General features: G+C 66.7%; 1 protein-coding gene. It reads left to right on the top strand.

Annotated elements, in window-relative coordinates; all coding sequences use genetic code 11:
• Nucleotides 1-15: 15 nt before the first annotated feature.
• On the top strand, nt 16-1,470 hold a 1,455-nt coding region (locus ACFWI9_RS34165), incomplete at its 3' end, for a pectinesterase family protein (RefSeq protein WP_387169168.1).

The following is a 1,470-nucleotide window of genomic DNA, read 5'->3' on the forward strand; positions in this document are numbered from 1 at the left end:
GGTCCGGTGACCACCGTGCACCAGGACCACACCCACCGCAGGCCGAGATGGGCCCTGGCTCTCATCGCCGCACTGACGTCCGCTGCCCTGCTGGCAGGTGCGCTGAGTGGCGCTCTCGCCACCGCCTCCTCCGCCGCGGCGGCGGACACCGACAACACCCCGATCTTCCGCGTGACCGACGATGGCGCCACCACCGCCAACTACCTGCACTTCCATGCCACCATCCGTGCGCATGTGGACTACGAGGCCCCGGGTGTGACCAACACGGTCGAGGGCACCACTGCCCTGATCGACCACACCAACCCCAACGCCCTCGGCTACACGGAGGCGGTCGTCCAGACCGAGGACGGACACGACATCCGGATGCGGTTCCGTACGAGTGACCTGTACCTGGTGGGGTGGTACGACAACGCTGGCATCTACCACTACATCGGTCCGGCCAATGAGGCACGGATCCAGGTGGAAGACGCGGACCGCGCCCAGCAACTGACCAATGGAGCGGACTACAACACGCTGCAGCGCCTGGGCAACGTAGACCGTGCGACCATGGTGTTCAGCCGGATCCAGACGGAAGCCCATGCACTCAGCCTGTGGAAGGCCTCCAGCAACCAGGCCATGGCTGCGGCGGCGGTCTACTTCGCCCAGTTCATCTCCGAGGCGGCCCGGTTCCGCGGCATCCAGGACACGATCGCCCAGGACGGATTCAGGGCCACGGGCGAGGACTCTTTCACCGTGTCCACCACGCTCGACCCCCGTCTGGTCGAACAGGAGAACGACTGGGGTTCCCTCAGTGAGCGGCTCCGGCAGGTGCAGATCGACGGCAGCGACCAGGCCCCCATCCCGCTGACCGGATGGTTCCGCGCGGGGTTCGGCAACATCGCCGAACTGACGCTCAGCCGCGCCGTCGACTACGCGCGCATCCTGCTGATCGCCAACGGATACCCCGGGTACTCCAAGCGGCGCCATCTCGCCAACGAGAACATCGACACCGTGGTGGTGGCCGACGACGGCACCGGCGACTACACCAGCCTTCAGGGCGCGATCGACGCGATACCGGCGGACGGCATCCAGTACACGATCCTGATGGAGCCCGGCTTCTACAACGGCCCCGCCGTCGTTCCCTCGAACAAGCCCAACCTGGTCATCACTGCGGATTCGAACAATGCGGCAGATGTCGTCCTCAGCCTGGACAGAGCCCACGGGATGACCAACCCCGCGACCGGTCAGCCCTACGGCACCGAGGGCAGCGCGGTCCTGACCGTCAAGGCTGCGGGCGTCCAGGTCACGGGCATCACGATCGAGAACACCTTCGATCCGGCGAAGCATCCGGAGGTCGACGCGTTCTCGACCCAGGCCGTCGCGGTCGCCGCCGAGGGTGATCGACAGGTCTTCACCCGGGACCGGATCATCAGCTCCCAGGACACGGTCCTCGCGAAGGCGCCGGTGGCAACCGGGCAGTACCGGCAGTAC

Origin of the sequence: Streptomyces sp. NPDC127084 (assembly GCF_042724175.1) — a bacterium.
In the GTDB taxonomy this organism is placed as follows: domain Bacteria; phylum Actinomycetota; class Actinomycetes; order Streptomycetales; family Streptomycetaceae; genus Streptomyces.